The organism is Pseudomonas sp. MWU16-30323, from assembly GCF_020515595.1.
Classification (GTDB): Bacteria; Pseudomonadota; Gammaproteobacteria; order Pseudomonadales; family Pseudomonadaceae; genus Aquipseudomonas; species Aquipseudomonas yamanorum.
In genome coordinates, this window is sequence record NZ_JAIWYM010000005.1 from 125,455 (window position 1) to 146,905 (window position 21,451).

Annotated in this window: 20 protein-coding genes; 15 read left to right on the plus strand and 5 right to left on the minus strand. The window is 60.5% G+C overall.

Features of this window, described 5'->3' with window-relative positions; all coding sequences use genetic code 11:
- Positions 1–10 precede the first annotated feature (10 nt).
- The 4 genes from benC to LIY45_RS08510 are packed head-to-tail and all read left to right on the plus strand — an operon-like array spanning position 11 to position 4,473.
- Positions 11–1,033 (plus strand): benzoate 1,2-dioxygenase electron transfer component BenC, encoded by a 1,023-nt coding sequence (gene benC / locus LIY45_RS08495; protein ID WP_226475976.1) that lies wholly within the window; start codon positions 11–13, stop codon positions 1,031–1,033.
- A gap of 10 nt (positions 1,034–1,043) precedes the next feature.
- A complete protein-coding gene (locus LIY45_RS08500) occupies positions 1,044–1,805 on the plus strand; it encodes a 1,6-dihydroxycyclohexa-2,4-diene-1-carboxylate dehydrogenase (protein ID WP_226475977.1) in 762 nt (253 codons plus the stop codon).
- A gap of 55 nt (positions 1,806–1,860) precedes the next feature.
- Positions 1,861–3,195, plus strand: coding sequence for an MFS transporter (locus LIY45_RS08505; protein ID WP_226475978.1), 1,335 nt, complete (start codon positions 1,861–1,863; stop codon positions 3,193–3,195).
- Positions 3,196–3,225: 30 nt separating this feature from the next.
- A complete protein-coding gene (locus tag LIY45_RS08510; protein ID WP_226475979.1) occupies positions 3,226–4,473 on the plus strand; it encodes an OprD family porin in 1,248 nt (415 codons plus the stop codon).
- Here the strand turns inward: LIY45_RS08510 and LIY45_RS08515 are convergent.
- On the minus strand, positions 4,470–4,688 hold the full coding sequence (locus LIY45_RS08515) for a DUF2790 domain-containing protein (protein WP_226475980.1): 219 nt from the start codon (positions 4,686–4,688) through the stop codon (positions 4,470–4,472). The genes LIY45_RS08510 and LIY45_RS08515 overlap by 4 nt on opposite strands.
- Positions 4,689–4,798: 110 nt before the next feature.
- On the opposite strand from LIY45_RS08515, the gene LIY45_RS08520 reads away from it, so the two are divergent.
- Together LIY45_RS08520 and LIY45_RS08525 are read left to right on the plus strand one after the other, a co-directional pair.
- A complete protein-coding gene (locus tag LIY45_RS08520; RefSeq protein WP_226475981.1) occupies positions 4,799–5,716 on the plus strand; it encodes a LysR family transcriptional regulator in 918 nt (305 codons plus the stop codon).
- A gap of 97 nt (positions 5,717–5,813) precedes the next feature.
- The gene (locus LIY45_RS08525; protein WP_226475982.1) at positions 5,814–6,647 is read left to right on the plus strand and encodes an oxidoreductase; all 834 of its coding nucleotides are present in this window, start codon (positions 5,814–5,816) and stop codon (positions 6,645–6,647) included.
- 155 nt (positions 6,648–6,802) lie between these two features.
- Here the strand turns inward: LIY45_RS08525 and LIY45_RS08530 are convergent, their stop codons facing one another.
- Positions 6,803–7,996, minus strand: coding sequence for an MFS transporter (locus tag LIY45_RS08530; protein ID WP_226475983.1), 1,194 nt, complete (start codon positions 7,994–7,996; stop codon positions 6,803–6,805).
- Positions 7,997–8,029: 33 nt separating this feature from the next.
- A complete protein-coding gene (locus LIY45_RS08535; RefSeq protein ID WP_226475984.1) occupies positions 8,030–9,394 on the minus strand; it encodes a 3-deoxy-7-phosphoheptulonate synthase class II in 1,365 nt (454 codons plus the stop codon).
- Between the two features lie 427 nt (positions 9,395–9,821).
- On the opposite strand from LIY45_RS08535, the gene LIY45_RS08540 reads away from it, so the two are divergent.
- From LIY45_RS08540 to asnB, 7 genes are read left to right on the plus strand one after another with little or no spacing between them, the layout of a single operon-like run.
- Positions 9,822–11,138, plus strand: a complete 1,317-nt coding sequence (locus LIY45_RS08540; protein WP_226475985.1) for a phenylacetate--CoA ligase family protein — start codon at positions 9,822–9,824, stop codon at positions 11,136–11,138.
- Entirely contained in the window at positions 11,135–12,874 is a 1,740-nt protein-coding gene (locus tag LIY45_RS08545) for a prenyltransferase/squalene oxidase repeat-containing protein (RefSeq protein WP_226475986.1), read from the plus strand. Before LIY45_RS08540 ends, LIY45_RS08545 begins: the two co-directional genes overlap by 4 nt.
- Before the next feature lie 9 nt (positions 12,875–12,883).
- Positions 12,884–13,279: a hypothetical protein gene (locus tag LIY45_RS08550; protein WP_226475987.1), complete on the plus strand. Its 396-nt coding sequence runs from the start codon at positions 12,884–12,886 to the stop codon at positions 13,277–13,279.
- Positions 13,280–13,283: 4 nt separating this feature from the next.
- The gene (locus LIY45_RS08555) at positions 13,284–13,568 is read left to right on the plus strand and encodes an acyl carrier protein (protein ID WP_226475988.1); all 285 of its coding nucleotides are present in this window, start codon (positions 13,284–13,286) and stop codon (positions 13,566–13,568) included.
- A 3-nt stretch (positions 13,569–13,571) separates the two neighbouring features.
- The gene (locus LIY45_RS08560; protein WP_226475989.1) at positions 13,572–14,546 is read left to right on the plus strand and encodes an acyl-CoA synthetase; all 975 of its coding nucleotides are present in this window, start codon (positions 13,572–13,574) and stop codon (positions 14,544–14,546) included.
- Entirely contained in the window at positions 14,543–15,925 is a 1,383-nt protein-coding gene (locus tag LIY45_RS08565) for an amidase (RefSeq protein ID WP_226475990.1), read from the plus strand. Before LIY45_RS08560 ends, LIY45_RS08565 begins: the two co-directional genes overlap by 4 nt.
- Before the next feature lie 12 nt (positions 15,926–15,937).
- Entirely contained in the window at positions 15,938–17,773 is a 1,836-nt protein-coding gene (gene asnB / locus LIY45_RS08570) for an asparagine synthase (glutamine-hydrolyzing) (RefSeq protein WP_226475991.1), read from the plus strand.
- Here the strand turns inward: asnB and LIY45_RS08575 are convergent.
- Positions 17,770–18,708 carry a LysR family transcriptional regulator gene (locus tag LIY45_RS08575; protein ID WP_226475992.1) on the minus strand — a complete coding sequence of 313 codons (939 nt, stop codon included), beginning with the start codon at positions 18,706–18,708 and terminating at the stop codon, positions 17,770–17,772. The two genes, asnB and LIY45_RS08575, sit on opposite strands and share 4 nt — an antisense overlap.
- A 308-nt stretch (positions 18,709–19,016) precedes the next feature.
- Here LIY45_RS08575 and LIY45_RS08580 point away from each other — a divergent pair, with 308 nt between their 5' ends.
- Both LIY45_RS08580 and LIY45_RS08585 read left to right on the plus strand, forming a co-directional pair.
- Positions 19,017–19,862 (plus strand): SDR family oxidoreductase, encoded by an 846-nt coding sequence (locus LIY45_RS08580; RefSeq protein ID WP_226475993.1) that lies wholly within the window; start codon positions 19,017–19,019, stop codon positions 19,860–19,862.
- A gap of 2 nt (positions 19,863–19,864) precedes the next feature.
- Complete coding sequence (locus tag LIY45_RS08585) at positions 19,865–20,749, plus strand: SMP-30/gluconolactonase/LRE family protein (protein ID WP_226475994.1); 885 nt, start codon at positions 19,865–19,867, stop codon at positions 20,747–20,749.
- 11 nt (positions 20,750–20,760) lie between these two features.
- Here LIY45_RS08585 and LIY45_RS08590 read toward each other — a convergent pair whose 3' ends face one another.
- Positions 20,761–21,228, minus strand: a complete 468-nt coding sequence (locus LIY45_RS08590) for an NIPSNAP family protein (protein WP_226475995.1) — start codon at positions 21,226–21,228, stop codon at positions 20,761–20,763.
- Positions 21,229–21,451: the final 223 nt, after the last annotated feature.

Below are 21,451 nucleotides of genomic sequence, written 5' to 3' on the forward strand. Positions count from 1 at the left end.
GGACACGCCCATGACGTACTCCATTGCCCTGAATTTCGAGGACGGGGTGACCCGTTTCATCGACTGCAAGGTGGGTGAAAAGGTCCTCGACGCGGCCTTTCGCCAACGTATCAACCTGCCCATGGACTGCTCGGACGGCGTGTGCGGCACCTGCAAATGCCGCTGTGAAACCGGCACCTATGAGTTGGGCGACGACTACATCGAAGACGCTCTGAGCGAGGATGAAGCCAGCGAGCGCCAGGTGTTGACCTGCCAGATGGTGCCGCAATCCGACTGCGTGATTGCCGTGCCGGTACCGTCCGGTGCGTGCAAGACCGGCACCGCGCAGTTTGCCGCGACGGTGGCGAGCATTACCCGGCATGCGGATGCCGCCCTGGAGGTGAGTTTCGAGCTGGACCAGGCACCGGTATTCCTGCCGGGCCAATACGTGAATATCGGCGTGCCCGACAGCGGGCAGACCCGCGCGTATTCCTTCAGCAGCAAGCCCGGCGACAAGCGCGCCAGCTTCCTGATCAAGCATGTGCCCGGCGGGTTGATGAGTGGCTGGCTGGAGCGCGCCCAACCCGGTGACGCGGTGCCGATGACCGGGCCGCTGGGCAGTTTCTACCTGCGTGACGTGTCGCGGCCATTGCTGTTGCTGGCGGGCGGCACGGGGTTGGCGCCATTCCTGTCGATGCTCGAAGTGCTGGCCGAACGTGAGGAAACCCGGCCCGTCACGCTGATCTACGGCGTGACGCGGGACCAGGACCTGGTGATGGTCGAGGTGCTGGACGCCTTCGCCAGGCGCCTGCCCAACTTCAATTATGTCACCTGCGTAGCGGACCCACAGACTGCGCACCCGCAGCAGGGCTATGTCACCCAACACATGGCCGCCGACGTGCTGAACGACGGCGACGTGGATGTGTACCTGTGCGGGCCGCCGCCGATGGTCGATGCGGTACGCCAGCACTTCAAGAACCAGGGGGTAACGCCCGCCAGCTTCCATTACGAGAAGTTCACGCCCAACGCCATCGTCACCGGCGACGCTGCCTGAGGAAAGCACCATGAACCCACGTTTCAACAACAAGGTCGCGTTGGTCACCGGCGCCGCCCAAGGCATTGGCCGGCGTGTTGCCGAGCGTTTGCTGGAAGAGGGCGCCTGGCTGGTGGCGGTCGACCGCTCGGAGCTGGTGCATGAGTTGCAGCATGAGCGGGCGCTGCTCCTCACTGCCGACCTGGAGCAGCACGCCGAATGCGCGCGTGTGATGGCCGCCGCCAAGGCGCGATTCGGGCGTATCGACATGCTGGTCAACAACGTCGGCGGGACCCTCTGGGCCAAGCCCTTCGAACATTACGCCGAGAACGAAATCGAGGCTGAAGTGCGTCGTTCGCTGTTCCCCACGTTGTGGTGCTGCCATTGCGTGTTGCCCTACATGCTGGAGCAGGGCAGTGGTGCCATCGTCAATGTCTCGTCCGTGGCTACACGCGGGGTGAATCGCGTGCCGTATGGCGCAGCCAAGGGCGGCGTCAACGCCCTGACCGCATGCCTGGCCCTGGAGACTGCGGGCAGCGGCATTCGGGTCAACGCCACCGCACCGGGCGGCACCGAGGCGCCACCGCGCCGGATCCCGCGCAACAGCCAGCCTCAGAGCGACCAGGAGCGGGTCTGGTACCAACAGATCGTCGACCAGACCCTCGACAGCAGCCTGATGAAGCGCTACGGCAGCATCGACGAACAAGCCGGCGCGATTCTGTTTCTCGCCTCCGATGAGGCTTCCTACATCACGGGTGTCACCTTGCCGGTAGGAGGCGGCGACCTCGGCTGACCCATCGCTGTACCTGCGGACGCTGACTCACAACAACAATAAAGAGAGCATTGCCATGCGTACTCATGACGTTAATTCGATTATCGATAACGCCCGGTTCAATCGGTTCCACTGGCTGGTAGTCAGCCTGTGTGCCGTACTGTTGATCTTTGACGGGTATGACTTGTTCATCTACGGCGTAGTCTTGCCGTCGATCATGCAGGAATGGGGGCTATCGCCCTTGCAGGCCGGCGCCCTGGGCAGTTATGCGCTGTTCGGCATGATGTTCGGCGCGCTGGTCTTCGGCAGCCTGGCCGACAAGTTCGGTCGCAGGAAAGGCATCGCCATCTGCTTTGCGTTATTCAGCGTCGCCACCGTGGTGAACGGCTTTGCCAGCAACCCGACGGAGTTCGGCATCTGCCGGTTTATTGCCGGGCTCGGCTGTGGCGGGTTGATGCCCAACGCCGCTGCACTGATTACTGAATACGCGCCGAAGAAAATGCGCAGCATCCTGATGGCAGTGATGTTCGGTGGCTATTCGTTGGGCGGCATGCTTTCGGCCGGGGTCGGGATTTTCATGCTGCCGCGTTTTGGCTGGTCGTCCATGTTCTTCGCGGCGGCCATCCCGTTGCTGCTGATGCCGTTGATTGTGTATTGGCTGCCGGAATCCATCGGGTTCCTGATTCGCCAGGGCCGCAAGGAACAGGCGCGTGAGCTGCTCAAGCGCCTGTCGCCGCAGACCCGGATCGACCCGGAAGACCAACTGCTCGTCAGCGCCGGTAAAGGCAAGGGCGCCTCGGTGCTGGAGTTGTTCCGCCATGGCCTGGCCTTGAGAACAGCAGCGATCTGGGTCGCGTTTTTCTGCTGCCTGTTGATGGTTTACGCCTTGAGTTCCTGGCTGCCCAAACTGATGGCGGGTGCCGGTTACAGCTTGGGATCGAGCCTGTCCTTCCTGCTGGCCCTGAATTTTGGTGGCATTGCCGGCGCACTCGTCGGCGGTTGGCTGTGTGACCGGCTTAACCTGGTGAAGGTGGTGATCGGCTTCTTCATCGCCGCGCTGATGTCCATCAGCCTGCTGGGGATCAATAGCCCGATGCCGGTCCTGTACCTGCTGATCTTTTTTGCAGGCGCCACCACCATCGGCACACAGATCCTGCTGTACGCCGGTGCCGCACAACTCTATGGCCTGAACATTCGAGCCACTGGCCTTGGCTGGGCTTCCGGTATTGGCCGCACAGGCGCCATCGTAGGCCCGCTGCTGGGCGGCGCACTCATGGGCATTGAGTTGCCCCTGCACCTGAACTTCATGGCCTTTGCCATTCCCGGGGCTATCGCTGTGCTGGCGATGACGGGGTATGCCCTGAATGAGCGTCAAGGCCGGCACGACGAGATCACCGCCCCGGCGCAATAACTGTCGATAACAATAACTAAGAGCAACGACATGAACACACAACGTATCTGGCTGTCCCTGTTGGGCATGCCCCTTGCGGCGACGGCGGCTGAGGGCGGTTTTATCGAGGACTCCACGGCCACCTTGCAGGCCCGCAACTATTACTTCAGCCGCGACTTTTCGGACATCGTGGGCGCCAACAAACAGTCAAAGGCGCAGGAGTGGGGCCAGGGCTTTATCCTGACCTATAAATCCGGCTATACCCCGGGGCCGATCGGTTTCGGTTTGGATGCACTGGGCACCCTGGGGCTCAAACTCGACAGCAGCCCGGACCGGACCAATACCGGCTTGCTCCCGGTCAAGGGCGATGGCAGCGCCCCGGACGATTACAGCCGTTTGGGCCTGACCTTCAAGGCCAGATTCTCCAAAACCGAATTGAAGGTCGGCGAACTGCAACCCAACTTGCCGGTGCTGGCCTTCAGCGATATCCGCCTGCTGCCGCCGAGCTATCAGGGCGTGAGTGTCAGCTCCGGCGAAATCGCGGGCCTGACGCTACAGGCCGGGCACTTGACCACCACCCGCCTGCGCAACGAAGCCGGCGACGAGAAGATGATCGCCATGCTCGGCCATGTGCCGCAACGCAGCGCAGAAAGTGATGGGTTCAACTACGTCGGCGGCGACTACGCCTTCAACACCAACCGTACCAGCGTCAGCTACTGGCATGGCCAACTCAAGGACATCTACCGCCAGGACTTTGTCGGCCTCAAGCACAGCCAGCCGATGGGCGACTGGGTGCTCGGCGCCAACCTCGGCTACTACGATGCCCGGGAAGATGGCGAACAATTGCTCGGCAAGATCGACAACCAGGCGTTTTTTTCGCTGCTGTCGGCCAAGCATGGCGGCCATATCTTCTACGTCGGTTATCAAGCCATGTACGGCGACAGTGCCTTCCCCCGGGTATTCGCGAACATCTCGCCACTGGGCAACGAGGTGCCCACCTACGAGTTCGCCTACACCGACGAACGCTCCTGGCAAGCGCGGTACGACTACGACTTCGCGGCGCTGGGCATTCCGGGGCTGACCACCACCGTGCGCTATATCACCGGTAACAACGTGACCACCGGCGCCGGCTACGAAGGCAAGGACCGCGAGCGCGACCTGGATATCGGCTATGTGGTGCAAAGCGGCACATTGAGCGGCCTGGGCATCCGAGTGCGTAACGTCATGGCCCGTTCAAACTACCGCAGCGACATCGACGAGAACCGGCTGATCCTCAGTTACACCTGGAAGCTGCTTTAAACCCCGCCCTGGCAAGTGCCCATGACCTGGTAGTTGAGGGTGTGGCTGACGCCCTGGCTGTCGAGGTAAACCATCGTCGCCGGTTCCACCTGGCAACTGCCGGGCACGGGCGTGATTGAAACGATGTGCTGGATATCCGGTGTTCCAGCGCTACCGGCCGCCAGGGTGCCGGTAGCGGTGAGGAGCAGGATCAGGCCGAGCCATTTGATATTCATGATGAGTCCCTCTGTGAGTAGGGTTCATTTTAGTGATTGCCGCAGCGGGATAAAGACAGGAACAGGTGAATGACTCGTACGTATCAGGTAGCAATCGAGGGGCAACGCTGATGGATCTGCTCAATGGCATGCAGGTGTTCGCCCGAGTTGTCGACACAGGCAGCTTTGCTGCGGCGGCTGAGGCCTTGGAGATGTCCGGCGCCCACGTATCTCGGTTGATCTCAGAGCTGGAAAAAACCCTTGAAACTCGACTTTTGCAGCGTACCACCCGGCGCCTGAGCCTTACTGATTCGGGCGAGCGTTTCCTGTTGCGCTGTCGCGACATTCTTGAGGACGTGAGGGACGCCACCGCCGAAGCCAGCGGCGCACACCTCAACCCGCGCGGGCGTTTGCGGTTGCATTGCATGAGTGGGCTTGGCGTGCTGCTCATCCCGTTGATTGCCCGCTACGGCGACCAATACCCGGACGTGTCCATCGAGCTGACCCTGTCCCAGCACAACCCGGACCCGCTTGAAGAGGGCCACGACGTGGTGATCTCCATCGCCCATTCATTGCCGGATTCAGCGCTGGTGAGCCAGACGGTGGGGCAGTTGTTCAGCGTACTGTGTGCGGCACCGGGGTATCTGGCCAGATACGGCGTGCCCGAGAGTCCGCAGCAACTGATGCAGCACCGACGCTTGCACCTTCAGGATTTCCAGGAGGATGCGTGGCTGTTCAAGGGGGAAGAGGGCGAGATTGCGATTTCGCCGGGTGATACCTTCAGGACCAACGTGGCGGATGCGATGGTCAAGGCGACCCAGGAAGGAATGGGCATCAGTCTGTTGCCGTTTTTCAGTGCAAGCACGGCACTGCACGACGGTTCGCTGGTGCGGCTGTTACCCGAGTACCGGCTTAGAGAGCGCAGTATTTTCGCGGTGTATCCGTCAAGGCGTTTCCTGGATGCCAAGGTGCGCACATGGGTAGCGTTTTTGCAGGCGCAATTGCCGGTGTTGCTGGCAGGGCAGGTGAACGTGATTGAGACTCCCTGACGCTGATAGGAATAGGCAAACCTCATAGATTTACCGGCATAGGTCGACAGTGATTACCTGACTACCATGGGAGTACATCCACCAAGAGCCATTTTTCATGAGTACGCAAAAAACACTGTTCATCACCGGCATCAGCAGCGGCTTTGGCAAAGCGCTGGCAGCAGAGGCATTGGCTGCCGGCCACCGAGTCATCGGGACCGTACGCAATGAGACGGCCCTGCAGGCGTTCGAAGTGTTGTCGGCGGAACGCGCCCATGGGGTGATCCTGAACGTCACGGATTTTGAGCGGATCGACAACGTCGTCGCCGAGGTGGAGACCCGCTTCGGCCCGGTGGACGTCCTGGTGAACAATGCGGGTTACGGTCATGAGGGGATTTTCGAAGAGTCGCCCCTGGAGGACATGCGTCGTCAGTTCGACGTCAATGTGTTCGGCGCCGTTGCGGTGACCAAGGCCTTCGTGCCTTACTTCCGCCAGCGCCGCCGTGGGCACATCATCAACATCACCTCCATGGGCGGCACGATCACCATGCCGGGCATCGCCTACTACTGCGGGAGCAAATTCGCGCTGGAAGGCATCTCCGACACCCTGAGCAAAGAACTCAAGCCCTTCAACATCTTTGTCACGGCCGTGGCTCCGGGTTCGTTTCGCACCGATTGGGCCGGCCGCTCGATGCAGCGCACGCCCCGCAGCATTGCCGACTACGATGCCAGCTTCGATCCGGTGCGCCAGGCGCGGGAAGAGAAAAGCGGCCACCAATTGGGTGACCCACAAAAAGCCGCGCAGGCGATGTTGACGCTGATTGCCAGCGACCACCCACCGGCGCATTTGCTGCTGGGCAGTGATGCGTTGCGTTATGTGCGGGAAAAACTGCTGCAATCCCTGCGGGATATCGAGCAGTGGGAGGCTGTGACACGTTCTACGGATGGTTAAACAGTGAATCAGAGGCTGTCAGGATCCCCAAAAAAACATTTTGACAATGAGTTAATATCCCTAAGCGGACTTGTCGGGTCTGTCTCTCAGCACCTGTCTTGACATTGACTCGCGAGAGGCTCTTGCTCTGCATGATGTTGCTATGGCGCTGGTCGCTAGGGGCATTGATCCGCGTGTCCATCGGCAGTTGGAGACCTACTTTTCATCTGCAGGGCAAGCGTGCCGATGGCCACCGATGCTGCAGCGGCGCCCGCAATAGGGATGTTGGCGAGCCCGAAATGGGTAATCACCCAGCCTGCGCCGATGCCTCCCAACGCCGTTCCGAGGTTGAACGACGCAATATTAAGCCCTGAAGCCACTGCACTGGACTGCGGAATATAGTGGTGTGCTAGGCGCAGCATGCGCAGGGTCGATATGGTCACTATGGCAAAGAACACCACTCCCAATAGCCCCACCAGCGTTAACGTGGCGATCATCGAATCGCCCCAGATGTGCAAGCTCAATAGATTAAGCATCAATGCCGTCAACCCACCGAGCAAACATCGATCGGCGTCGAAGGTATCTATGAGATAGCCGCCAAGCAAATTGCCGAGAATGGAGCAGATACCGAACAGCAGCATTGCCAGGCTCAGAACCTGCGGCGGGACACGGGTGATGTCCAGCAGGAACGGCGACACGAAGGTAAAGAATGAAAAAGTCGCCACGCTCACCAGCGTCGCGATCGTGGCAGCCCCCAACAGTTCGCGGTGCAACAGGGCCGCGAGGTTTTGTTTCAGGTCTGTGGCGCGCTTCTTCGAGGAAAGGGGTTGCTGGCGCATCAGAAGCACCAAGCCGACGGTGCTGATCAGGCCCAGGCCGCCGATGGCCAGGAACACCACGCGCCATGACCAGTAGCTGCCGAAGAATGTACCGATAGGCACGCCAAAGGCGATTGAAAGGGTCAGGCCCATCCATACCAGCGACAGCGCTCGCCCTGCGCGCATCGGGTCGACCAGTTTGACCGCCGCGTTGGAGGCCACGGCCATGAATACTCCATGTGCGAGGCCGACGATGAAACGTACGCCATGCAAGGTCAGTACATCGGGCGCCAGACTGATGGCCACGCCGCCGGCGGCAAGCACGCCGAGGGTCAGCAACAACACGGTTTTGTCGCGCCAGTTGGCCAACAGGGCCGTGATGAACGGGGCGCCAATGGCGGCGCCCAAGGCATAGGCTGCGATGGCTGAGCCGACTTGCGAGATGGGCTCATGCAAGTCCGCCGAGATCGCCGACACCAGGCCGGCAACGACGAATTCGGACAAGCCGAATGTAAAAGTACAGAGCGAAAAAATGTAGATGACGGCAGGCATAAAAACTCGGCTGTGGGGAAGGGCGGGGGCGTCTCAGCGGGCCAGGTGTGCAACGCGTAGCGCTAGTTCGAGGGCTTGTTCATGGTTGAGGCGTGGGTCGACCTTGCTCAGGTAACGTCGGGACAGGTCATCGGGTTGCAGGTTGCGCGCGCCGCCCAGGCATTCGGTGACGTCATCCCCTGTGAGCTCCAGGTGCAGGCCGCCCAGGCGAGTGCCGTGTTCGCGATGGACGCTGAAGGCCGCTTCAATCTCGCGCATGATCTGCTCAAAGCGTCGGGTTTTGGTGCCGCACGTCAGGGTTTCGGTATTGCCATGCATGGGGTCGCACAGCCATAGCACGTTGCTGCCTGAGCGCGTGACGGCGTTGAGTAAGGCAGGCAGTGTTTCCCGGAGTTGGTCAGCGCCCATGCGGTGGATCAGTGTCAGACGACCGGGTTCGTTGCGGGGATTGAGCCGTCCCATCAACGCCAGCAAGGCATCGGGGCTCACATCGGGACCGACCTTGACGCCCAAAGGATTGCGAATGCCCCGGCAGTACTCCACATGAGCGCCCTCCAGCTCGGCGGTGCGTTTGCCGATCCACGGAAAGTGCGTGGACAGATTGAACCAACCGTCGAAGCCGGGCACTTGGCGCGTCAGGGCATGCTCGTAGTCCAGCAGCAGGGCCTCATGGGACACGAAGGTTTCACGGTGCAGGAAACGGTCTGCATCGCTGCCCGACAGCGAGGTCATGAAGTGTGTGGTGTGCTGCACCCCCTGGAGGGTGCGGTGGAAGGCCTCCCGCTCGGGCAGCGCGTCGATCCATGCAGTGGGCCAGTGCGCGGGTTTGAGCAGTTCGTCGATACCGGTTTCATACAGCGCACGGGCAAACCCGAGCGTTGCAGCGCTACACGCATGGGCCTGCAACAGGCGCTTCGGATCTGCCCTGCGTGCGTGTGGGGTAAACGCGCTATCGTTGACGATGTCGCCACGGTACACCGGCAGGGTCTGTTGCCCCTGTGTTTCACGCTCGCTTGAGCGCGGCTTGGCATATTGCCCCGCCAGGCGCGCCAGGCAGATGACTGGTGTTTGCAGGCCCTGCATGAGTACCTGGGTCATTTGCTGCAGCACTTTGAGCTGACTGGCTGTGGCGTCTTTGGAGCAGTGCTCGAAGGACTCCGCGCAATCGCCGCCCTGCAAGATAAAACCGTGGCCGTTCTGCGCCTGGACGATTAGGTGCCTGAGTTGCAGGATCTTGTCGGCGTTCACCAGCGCTGGCCGCTGGGCCAGTGCGTGCAAGGTGTGCTGGAGCTCGGCGGGGCAGGGATAGGTGGGCTGATGCAAGGCTGGTCGTGAGCGCCAGGTATCGGGTGTCCAGTCAGTGGCCATGGCCTGGAAATGTGGGTGTGTCGTCAGCATTCAGCGTCTCCTTGTCTGTGCGTGAATCGGGGATCCAGCCGGCGCAGGTGCACTAAGTTGGCGTCTTGTTAAACCGACTGCCGTGGCGATGCCCGGAACGCGTTCTTGCAAAGGTGGCGGTGATAGTGCGGCACTAAGAGTCAGATGAGAAATACTATAAAAGTCTCTGCTTAATACTATTGGCGAGGCTTAGTTTCTTTTTGATGGCGCCCGTATTAATCCACGATGAGCTGTTTATTTAGTTGTAATTTTCGGCAGGTTGGCGTATCGCGGGGAGCACGACCCTAACTAAACAAGAGGCTCGAGTCGTCAAGTATCGGTTTTTCTCTCTGATATCTGCAGGCTCTTACTAATAGACCGCGAAAGTATTTTACTTTATCGGTCGGCTCGCCAATTCTCGTTGGGGTTTTTTAACGAGGGCAAGTTAATGTTAGTTCATAACGATCATTACTATAGGGTTTTGCAGGGCGCCGAACGCGAAATCCTGCGTCATGGGGAGTTGATCCCCGACGCCCCTTTCTATGAGCGAAAACTGCAGGCTGTGTGGGAGCGCGCCCGCCACAGCGAGTTCTATCGCGACCTGGGCGACTTCAGCTTCGCCGGGTTCCAGGCCCTGGCGCTGACGCCCAAGGCCAGTCTCAAAGGCTCCCCGCGTGCATTCTGCACCGTTGATTACGGCCAGGCCGCCAAGTATTACGCGACCACTGGCACCACCGGCGAGCCCACTCCCAGCCCCAGGCTCAAGGAGGACATCATCTGGAACGCCGTGTCGGTCGCGTTCCACTGGCGCCACGTCATCGAACCCGGCTCACGGGTGGCCAACCTGATGCCGTCGGACATCGTCCCGGTGGGCGACTTGATCGCCAATGTATGCGAATACCTCGACGTTTCCCATGTGCGTGCCTACCCCTTCACCACGGGGATCACGGATTGGGAGCGTCTGTGCAGGCTGTTCGAGACCTACCGTCCGACTGTGATATTCATCGCGCCTGGGGTGTTGGTGCAACTGACGCGCTATCTCAAGCAACGGCAGATGCTTGAGCGTGTCAGTGAGTCGATCAACGCGATTATGTTGTTGGGCGAAGTCAATACCCAGCCCTTCCGGGAAAACCTCGCGCAGTGGTGGGCCTGCGATATTCACGATGCCAGCTACGGCAGCACCGAAACCGGCACCCTGGCGGCGGTGACCCAGGGCAAGGCGCAACGCTTGACCACGGGCACCAATTATTTCGAGTTGGTGACCGCCAGCGGTCAGATCGTACCCTTGAGCAATGGTGCCAGCGGGCGTCTTGTCGTCACGCCGCTGAACCTGTATGCCCGCCCGCTGTTGCGCCTGGACACCGGCGACAGTGTGACCATCACGTCCGAGTACGCCGTGGGGTTGCCGGGCCCGACGATGATGGTCAACGGTCGCGATTCCGACGCTGTCGTGGTGTCTGGGGTGGACCTGGAAATCCGCAAGATCGAAGAAATCGTCTATGGCCACAGCAACGCCACCGGCTACCTGATCGAAGTGGACCGCACCACGGACAGCGCGAGTCTGATCCTGGAGCGCGATGTGGTCTGGGACAATGAGCTGGAGGCCGGGCTTGCACACTCGTTGCGCGAGTGTTCCGAGGAACGCATGAAGCTGCGGTGGGACAGGATCCTGTTCGTCAACAACCTGGCGGCGGTCAGCAAGAGCGGGGCTTCGCAGAAAAGCTGGAAAAAGACCAACCTGCGTTTCGTCGGTGGCCAGCAATGAATGCGTTCAGCCAGATTCCGCCGCGCTTTCCCGAAGGTCGCGCAGCGGTCAGCGGCCAGCCGGACCTCTGGTGCACCTATGCGGCCATCCGCAGCCTGGCCTGGGTCGATCAGTTGCAAACGGTCGACCAGCCGCAGATTCGTCGCTACATCGAGTCGCGCTTGAACCGCGATGGCGGCTACGCCTGGAGCAAAGGCATGCCTTCGGATGCCTGGGCAACGTTTTACTGCACCGAAACCCTGAACGACCTCGGCGCGCTGGAGCAGGTGTCGGAAAAGACCGAACCTTGGCTGGACAGCCTGTGGGATGGGCATGCCTACGCCATGTGCGCGGGGCAGGGCGCGGATGTGTGGGCGACCCACTATGCGGTGCGCACCTTGATCAATGTCTGTCACGGTGAGGTGAAAGCCCCGGCCGTACTGCTCGACTGGCTCAGTGCGTTGCAGTGTGAAAATGGTGGGTTGAGTTGGTCGCCGGCATTTGCCCAGCGCAACAAGGCGGACGTGCGCGCGTGCTTTTATGCGGTGATGGCCTGGAAGGCCCTCAGCCAGCAAGGCGACTGGGTGCCGGCTTGGGACATGGATCGGCTGATCGACTGGATGCAGGCCCAGCAGGTTGCAGGGGGCGGCTTTCGCTTCAGCGAGGCGGCGGACACCGCGTGCCTGTGGGCGACTTATCGCACCACCGCAACCCTTGCTGCGCTGGGGCGCGCGCCGTTGCACAGTGCCGGTTGTGTCGCGTGGATCGAGTTGTTGCGTGGCCCCGAAGGCGGTTTCGTGCGCTGGCAAGGCTATGACTGCGAAGACGTCTGGGCGGTGTTTTGTGCGGTTGGCTCGCTCAAGGCCCTGGGCCGTGATGTGAGTGGGCTGGCCCAGGGCGTCAGCCGGTTTATCCAGCAGCTGTATGTCGACAGCGGCGGCTACACCTACCGTGAAAAAGGTGCAGCGGCGGACGTCTTGACCACCGCCGCCACCGTCCTGGACGGTCGCCTCACCCCGCAGGCGCGTGCCTCGGCGGTGAAGTGGATCGAGGGTTGCCAGCTGCCCAACGAAGCCGGAGTGATGTACATGCCCGGGCGAGGCGCCGAAGTGCGCTGCACCGCTTGGGCGTTGGCGGCCGGCGCGCTGCGTGACTTGCCCGAGGCCCGGCAGGCTGTGCTGGCCTGGCTGGCGCGGATCCAGAACCCCGATGGCGGTTTCGGCTTCTGGGAAGGGCGTGGCTCGGACATGGTGTCGACCGCCTCCGCGGTGTCGATCATCACCCGTCTGGGCCGCAGTGACGGCGTCGACTGCGGGCAATTGGAGCGTTTTATCCGGCGTTGCGCCATTACCCAGGAGCCCCTGGCCTTTGCCAACTTTCCGGGTGGCGTAGCGACGTTTCGCTCCAGTGTCCAGGCGCTCAAGTGCCTGCGTTACCTGGGCTACACCGATAATGAAGGGATGTTGGCGCTGTTGCAGCGGCACAAGGTCAAGCAGGGTGGTTTCGCCAATATCGGCAATCGCATCCCGGACTTGCTCAGCACCTACGAAGCCATGGCTGCCTCCTGTGACTTCGGCCTCGAGGTGGACCGCGCTCACGTGCTGTATTTCCTGGAAAACGTCGAGACGGACGGCGGCTACGCCTGGTCACCGATGTACCGCGAAGGGCACGACGCGCTGTCCACCTGCCTGGGCAGCCTGGTTGGGCAATGGTTCAAAGGGCACCTGCCTGTACTTCCTAACTTGTATTTGTCTTGAGAGGGTGATGTGCCGACGATCAATATTCGCTCCGGGTTTCTTGGAATAAGTGAAAAAAAGAAAATCGCCTTGAAAGTTGCTCGCGAACTCAAGGGGCATGGCCTGGATCCGTCGCACTGTATGGTGATTTTTAGTGCGTTGGACGAAGAAAGTGTATTCAGCGCCGGACTCCCGATGCCCATTAATCATGGCGAGAGCAAGCGCAGTCGAGTGTTTTTTATTCGTGCGTCGATTGCCGCCAGCCGTGATCAGTTTTTCCGTAAGGATTTCGCCACGCAACTGTTCAATTTTTTTACTGCGCAGTTTGCCGATTCATTCTTTTATCTGCAGTACGAAGATGTTTTTCCTGAAAGTGTGTTTTACGCCACGGGTGAAACACTGACTAACGCTGGCACAAAGGGTTAATAACATGACCGATTCCAACACTGTAAAAGACGATATTCGCTCAGCCCTGGAAGCCTTGCTCGGGCCTGAGGTCCGTACCATTGGCGCCGAACAGAGTTTTCGCGACTTCATCGGCGAGCGCTTCGATAGCCTGATGGCGGTAGAAGTGGTGACCACTATCGAGGAGCGCTTTGGTATCGAGGTTGACTACGTCGGCGATGACGTTCGCTACTGGTTCGAGACCCTGGAAAAAATGGAGCAGTTCGTCACCGAGCGCCTGGAAGACACTGCCACGTTGCAGGCGGTTTAGGCGATGAGCGTGGAGCACGTTTTTCGTACCTCCGGCTCAACCCAGGCGCCTCGCCAGTGGGGCCGCACACGGCGGCAGATGGAGCAGGAAGCGCGGATGATCCTCGGTACATGGGCCGCCGGTGTGACCGACATCCTGACGTTCGCCCCCACCGAGCACAGCTACGGCATGATCCTGGGTCAGATAGGCGCCGAGGTGACCCAGGCCAGGTTGCAATGCTGCTCTCTGGAGACACTCACACTGCCGGACCTGCAAGTCAGGGGGCCGACAGTGATCCTGTGCATTGCCAGCACCTGGACACTGCTCGCGTCGCTGCTCAAGCGCCTGGCGCCGCAGGTGCCGGTATTGGTACTGCACAGCACCTCGGCTTTGCCGTCCAAGGCGTACGGGGTGGTCAATCGTTTTGCCGGGCCCGGGGTGACGTTCATCGAACTGCTCGGTTCGACCGAGACCGGTGCCATTGCCCATCGGCCTGTCAGCGAAATGCCCATGCCCTGGACGGTATTCGAGGATGTCTCGTTGCTCAGCCCAGTGGGTGTGGAGTCACGCCTCAGGGTGCGCAGCCCGCGAATCGCCAGGGCCGTCGAGGATGAAGTGGCTGCGCCAAGTCACCAGAGCGATGACTGGATTATTGCGGTGGGGCCTGGGCAGTTCCAGTGGTTGGGGCGTGCCAGCCAGCTGATAAAAATCAATGGCGTGCGCCAGGACCTGGGCGTCTTGCGCGCTGACCTCAGTGCGGTGACCCAATGCCAGCACTTGGCATGCGTGCCCCTGCGCGATGAGGTGCGCGGCGAGGCCTACGAAATCGTGTTCAGTTCGCCCACGCTCAGCGCGGCGAGCATCACCCAGGCCATCGAGCGCCTGGGAGGGCATTTTCCCAAGCCGGTGCGAATTCGCCACGTCGAACAGGTGCCGTTGTCAGCCAGCGGCAAACCCCAGGCATGGGCTATCCAGGAAACAGGGAGTCGTGATTCATGAGCATCCGTACTGCAGAGCAGAGCATTACTGCTTACCTGTCAGGCCACGCCAGCCAACGTGAACAGGCCGAGGCTGTGCCGGACTTTCTCCGGTTACCGTTACGCCAGCGCCACCGTTTGCTACTGGAGCAACCCCGGCTGCGGCATCAATGGGCCGGGCAGTACAACCAGTGGGCAGGCTCGGCGGATAGCCAATACCGTTGCCTGGTCTCGAGTGTGACCGACGACAGTGTCCTGTTCCGCATGGGGGTCAAGGACACCGTCGATGTGGCCGGCCTGCCGACCCGCCTGGGGTTGCGCAGTTACCGACACTACCCGGATGTCTCTGCCAGCGCCTTGCGGTCGCTGCATCCCGACGTGCGCGTCCTGTTTAAGGTCGCCACCACCGAACTCAACATCGGCTTTGGCTGCGGGGCGCGTAACCCGTTGTACCCGAGCATTGACCCTTCCGGCTCCAGCACCGGCTCGGCGGTAGCCGTGGCTGCGGGCTTGTGTGACATCTCCCTGGGAACCGACGTGCTGGGATCCGTGCGTTGGCCGGCAGCCCATTGCGGCATGGTCGGGCTGCGCATGACGCACAAGGCTTCCAACCTGGATGGCGTGTTTCCGTTGTCACCCTCCATGGACGCTCTGGGTTGGGTCACGCGTACCGCTGATGATCTGGACTTCCTGATGCCCATGCTGGGGCTCGAGCAACATTTGGGCGAGCAAAAGCCGCTGGCCGACACCTACCGGGTTGGCGTGCTGAGCCACATTGACGAGGACGTCACCAGCGCGCCGATGCTCGCCATGATGCAACAGGCGAAAAGCCTTATGGCTGACTTGGGCCTGCCTCAGGTGCCTGTGCAATTGCCAGCGCTGTGGGCCAGTCGTGGGTCGGCCTGGCAGTTATGTGCGCGGGACGCCTGGTTGGCCTCCCAGGTGTGGCGCGGGGTCTTCGATACGGACCTGCACTGGTCGACCCAAGCCGCACTGGATGTGGGCGCCGCCGTGAGCGACACCGAGTACGGGCAGATAACCGAGCGCATGCAAGCGGTGCGGGCCGGCATCGACCAGTGTTTTGAAGACGCAGGTGTGGATGTGGTGGTGTTTCCCATCGACCCATGCCGGCCTTTCGACGTGCGTCGGCCGCTGCCGGGCGACTCGACCATCCCGTCACCGGCCGATCCGGATTATTCACAGAAAATCGGCTTTACCCCGTTAGCCAGCTTCAGCGGCCTGCCGGCGATCACCCTGCCGATCATGCTCAGTGCTGACGGCAAGGCCCCCCTGGCTCTGCAGATCATGGGACGGCGCGACAGCGAGCTGCAATTGATTGACTTGGCGAAACGCCTTGAAGCGCTGCGCGGCCCTTTACCTGCGGCTGCAATCGACCAATAAGGATTCTCTGACATGTGTGGAATTACAGGCTGGGTCGACTTTACGCGAGACCTCAACGATCAACGTCCGCTGGTGGAGAAAATGACCGCCAGCCTCACGCGACGTGGCCCGGATGCCGAGGGAATCTGGCAGGGCCAGCACGCATTGCTTGGGCACCGCCGGCTGGCAATCATTGACTTGAGCGGCGGCGCGCAACCGATGACATTCACCACCGCAGGCGGCGCGACGGTGGCGATGGTGTACACCGGCGAGGTCTATAACTATGTCCCGCTGCGTGAGCGTTTGCGCAAGGCTGGGCACCACTTCACCACCCGCAGCGATACAGAAGTGGTGCTGCACGCCTACCTGGAGTGGGGCGAGCAATGCGTCGACCATCTCACCGGCATGTTTGCGCTGGCCATTTTCGACGAGCGCCAGGGGCGTTTCCTGCTGCTGCGCGATCGCCTGGGGGTCAAGCCACTGTTTTATGCGGCGCTGGACGCAGGCATGCTGTTCGCCTCGGAACCCAAGGCCATTCTCGCTCACCCGCAGTTCCAGCGAGCGCTGGACGTCGTGGGCCTGGTGGATGCGTTATCCCTGTGCAAAGCGACCGCGCAGACCGCCTTCAAGGGCATTCGTGAATTGCCGCCTGGCCATCGCCTGCAATTGCTGGCCGGGCGCGCGCCGAGCGTACAGCGCTATTGGGCGGTAGAGCGTCACGAGCACACCGACACCGAAGCGCAGACCGTCGAAAAAACCCGGGCCTTGCTGGAACGGGCCCTGGGCGAACAACTATATGCCGACGTGCCGGTCTGTTCCTTGCTCTCCGGCGGCCTGGACTCGACCGTTCTCACGGCCATGGCGCAGAAAAAGCTGCAAGCCGAACACGGCGGTGTGGTCAACTCGTTTTCGGTCGACTTTGTCGGGCAGGCCGAACAGTTCCGTGCCGATACTTTCCGTCCGGATCGCGACCAGCCCTTCGCGCTGGCGGCGGCCGAAGCGATCGGCAGCCATCACCAGACCATCCTGATCGACAATCAGGAATTGGTGAGCGAGGCGGCGCGGCAGTCGGTGTTCAGGGCCAACGATTCGGCCCAGACGTTCGGCGACGTGGACACCTCATTGCACTTGCTGTTCAAGGCTATTCGCGAGCACTCCACCGTGGCCATTTCCGGTGAAGCGGCGGATGAAGTATTTGGTGGCTATGCCTGGTTTCGCGATTCCCAGGCGCTTGAAGCCCAGCGCTTCCCCTGGCTTTCACGCATGCAGCTGCTGCAGTCGGAGATGATCAACCCGGACTTCAACAAACTGTGTGATTTCGCCGAATACCAACGCAGCAGTTACGGCCAGGCCGTCGACAGCGTCGAGCATCTGCAGGGCGACAGCCCTGAGGAGCGCAGGATGCGCGAAGTCTGCCACATGCACCTGCATCGCTGGCTGCCGATCCTGCTGGATCGCAAGGACCGCCTGAGCATGTACGCCAGTCTAGAAGTGCGCGTGCCGTTCACCGACCATGAGCTGGTGCAATACGTCTACAACGTACCGTGGAGCATCAAGGGCAAAGACGGGGTGGAAAAGTGGTTGCTCAAGCAGGCCTGTGCTGACCTGGTGCCTGACGCCGTGCTGCAGCGCAAGAAAAGTCCATACCCGACGTCTGCCAACCTGGCGTATGAACAGTTCCTGCGCGCGCAGACCAAAGCGCTGTTGCAACAGGCCGGCAACCCGGTCTTCCAGATTATTGATCGCACGCACTTGCGTCGCGAGCTTGAACAGCCTGTGGGTGATTTCAACTCCCAGCTCAAGCGCAATAACCTGGAAACCGCCTTGTCCCTTGCCGCGTGGCTCAAGGATTACCAACTGGCGCTCTAACTGACCTGAGCGGCCAGCATCCCCTCGACCCGGGGAGCGGCATTGAAATCGAGCATGGAAATGAAGCTGTCCATCAACGGTGATTCGTTGTGTGTGTTCCAGCTCATGTACAGGCCGATGGCCGGGTTGGGGGAGACGGTCACGGGGTAGATCCTGCGGAACAGGACCTTGTCGCGCATAATTGAGTTGGCAATCGACTCAGGCACCAGGGCAACGCCGAAACCGCAGGCCACCAAGCCGATCAAGGTATGGATCTGCGCGGCCTCCTGCACTACCTTGGGGTAAAAACCGGCGGCTTCACACAAGGCGATCAGCTGACTGTGATAGCCGGTGCCCAGGGCTTCGGGGGTGAATACGAAGTCTTCCCCGGCGAAGTCCCTCAAGTCGATCTGACCTTCCTTTGCCTTCGGGTGATGGGCGGGCAGCGCCATCACGATCTCTTCGTCCAGCAACAGGCGTGACTCGACGTTTTCCGCCGAGATCGGCAACTTGCGCATGAAGGCAATATCCGCTTCTCCCGACAGAATGGCCTTGGCCTGGCTGGAGGAGGGCATCTCCTTGATGATCAACTGGACTTTGGGGTAGGTCTCGCGGAACTGGCGCAGGGTATTGAGCAGTGACTCGTAGTAGGCGATGGACACCGCCGTCACCGTGAGTTTGCCAGCAATGCCCTCGGACACCTGGCGTGCGTGTTCGATGCCCAGCTCCAACTCCTTCAACGTGCTGTAGGCCGCATTCAGGAATGCACCACCAGCGGGGGTCAGCTTGACCCCGCGTTTATTGCGTGTGAACAGACTGAACCCCAGTTTGTCTTCCAGCCGATTGATGGCTTGGCTCAACGGGGGCTGGGCCATGTGCAGGCGAATGGCGGCCTTGTGGAAATGCAGCTCTTCAGCCACGGCGATGAATTGGCGTAGCAGGCGGGTTTCGATCATTTCTTCTGTTCCTTCATTTGAACTGATCTGTGGACTGGGTGCGGCAATGTTACCGGCAAACAGGCGCTCGACTAAACAATAAACACGGCTAAGTTGAACTTTGGATCCAAAACTTGCAAGCGCTATCGAGCAGGTCCGAATGCCGTGGAGTGGTTTCCGGTTGGGCCTTAAGACGAATAATCATCAAGGGATCATTCGGATTGAACATCAACTTGATATGAACCAGGTATCAACTTGCGCCGCCGTTAGTATTAAACAGCGTGCATATTCATTGTTAAGGTGAGGTGGCACTCAAGAGGAAACAGCCAATGAACTTTACAGGAAAGACCGCAGTTGTAACGGGCGCTGGCCGAGGGCTCGGTTTTAGTTATGCGCACGCGTTGGCCACACTGGGCGCCAATGTGGTGATCAGTGATATCGGCGCAGATAAGCTGGGCGCCGGGGGCGATGGCTCCATCGCCATGGAGGCTGCGAAAGCCCTCAGGGACAAAGGTTTGAACGTGGTAGGGCATCATGGGGACTTGTCCAGCGAACAGGGTTGCGAGCAATTGGTGGCAACGGCCATCGAGGCATTTGGCCAACTCGATATCTTGATTCACAACGCCGGCTGGGTCGGTTATCAAGCGATTGAGGAGGCTGATGTAACATTCATCGGCCGCGCGGTGGATATCAATATCTATACCCCCGTGTGGTTATGCAAACATGCCTGGAAACACCTCAAACAGTCTGCTGCCGCACGGGTCGTGCTGACGTCATCCGACCGCGCGATGTACCAGCAATATGCCCAACCGGGCCTGGTGGCGTATGCCGCCGGCAAGATGGCACAACTGGGCATCATGAATGCGCTAAGCATGGAAGGCACGGAAGCCGGCATTCTCGTCAATGCGGTATCCCCAGTGGCCAAGACCCGCATGTGGGGCGTGACGGGCGAACCGGAGAACCTCAAGCCTGAATGGGTGACGCCTGGCGTGGTGTTCCTGGCGTCGCAGCAGTGCCAAGACTCCGGTTATGTCCTGCGTGCCAGCAATGGCCAGTTTACGGCGACGCGGTTTGTCGAAAACCCAGGTGTCGACTACCCGGTCGATCTGGCCCGAGTGAAGGCCACCAGTGCCGAACAAGTTGCCCAGCTTTGGGATCACATCAAGGAGCGTTGAATATGCCTGCTCAGGAAGAGCTCAAACTGTTTTCACCGTGCCAGGCCGATCTGGGTGAAAGCCCTGTCTGGGATGAAACCCATCAGTGCCTGCTCTTTGTCGACATCAGTGGCGGCCAGATCAATGCCCTGGACCTGCACGGGCACCTGACGCGACTGTATGAGTCGCCTGCGCGCATTGGCGCCCTGGCATTGACTGAAAAGGGCAACCTGATTTTCACCCAGAATGCTGGCGTTGCCATCCTCGACCGCACCAGCCTGCGGGTCACTCAGAACTCAAAGCTGGCCATTACGCTGTCGTCCTATCGCTTCAATGATGGTGCGTGCGACCCGCAGGGCCGCTTCATCACCGGCTTGATGGATGAAGGTCACAGCCGCAATACGGGCAAGCTCTATCGCTACGACGCCGGCCTGAACGCCTCGGTGATATTGGACAGTATCAGCCTGCCCAACGGACTGGCGTGGGCAAGTGAGGGCGACGAGTTGTTTTTCGTCGACTCGGTGGCCCGCACGCTCTACCGCGCTCCTTACCTGGCGAACGGCAACTACCTGCAACAGGTATCCGTGTTCGCCCGGACACCGGAGGAACTGGGCCGACCGGACGGCCTGGCGCTGGATATCGAGGATAACCTGTGGGTTTGCCAATTCAACGGAGGCTGCCTGCTGCAATACGACCGCAATGGGGTCCTGCTGCAGACCTTGCCGGTGCCGGTGCCACGGCCCACCAGTTGCTGCTTTGGCGGACCGGATATGCGTACCCTGTTCATTACCACCGCCAAATTCGGCATGTCGGCGGCCGAGCACGCGGACTATCCGGCGGCGGGCAATATCTACAGCATCCGGTTGCCGGTGCCCGGGAGGCCGCGCCACCGTTTCAAGGAACTGTAGTCGCATATGCATCAAGGCCGTGGCAGGCTGGCAGGTATCCGTGAATAGTCGGTCAACGCCATCACCTTTTCCTGAATCTGGCCCACCATTGCGCCGTGCTCCGCGGCGCTTTTTTCTTTGATGGCAGACCATTCCTGGTCAGCCATCAGGTTTGCCCAACCCTGGCGCATCCTCTCGGTATCCTGCCATCTGATCAGATAGACAAACTCGGTACGTTGGTCGGTCTTGGTTTCCCACAGCGCGATGATGTCGAACCCATGACGGGCCATGATGCGCATGGCGTGATCACGAAATCTTTCATGAAACGCAACCTTATTGTCTTCGAAAATTTCGTAGATGCGCAGTTGGTAGATGGCGTCTTGCGCAAGCTGCGCTGCGGTTGAGTCGGTCGCGTTGGCGTGGGCAGTTAGTGAGGACATGAATAGGCCTGCGAGGGTCAGGAAATGGAAAGCCAGCAGCGTGGTTTTAAATCGTGCCATAAGAGGGGGCCTGCTCAAAAAACCGGGGAAGTTCCGCTGACGCGGGCGGCCCATGGATGTTTGGGGAGCGGGGCGGGTTTGTATAATATTTTTTCAATAGGCGTGTGAGACGCCCACAGTCTTAATCGTGTGCACGGCAACGCGTGTTTCAGACCGATCCAGGAGGGTCATGGGCGGGCGATATCCTTGGCCGACTCTCTGGCGACTGTGCCGGATTACGCGG